The 251-nt window shown below is 39.8% G+C and carries 1 pseudogene; it reads right to left on the reverse strand.

Going from position 1 to position 251, the window contains the following annotated elements:
• Positions 1 to 251, reverse strand: a pseudogene (locus SB756_RS33065) (OmpA family protein); the annotation flags it as partial.

The raw sequence follows: 251 nt of genomic DNA on the forward strand, positions 1-251 counted from the left end.
GTCTTGGTAATAAAAAGTGGGGTAAAACCCTTTTTCAAGTTCTGTAAGCATTTCCCAAGCAGTTTGATTACCGAGTTCACCATCAAACTTTTTAAGTAGCTTCATATTTGCTATGTCGCGTGCTGGCAGCCCAGATCGCCAAGAAGGAGGAACTGCTTTAAGCCCTGCAATGGCGTAATTTTCAGGGCGAACAACCATATCTAAATTGAAAGTTAGGTTTTTATTTTTACTCGCCGATGCTTTAAAAATAG

Source organism: Pseudomonas sp. SIMBA_068 (assembly GCF_046534705.1).
GTDB classification, from domain to species: domain Bacteria; phylum Pseudomonadota; class Gammaproteobacteria; order Pseudomonadales; family Pseudomonadaceae; genus Aquipseudomonas; species Aquipseudomonas putida.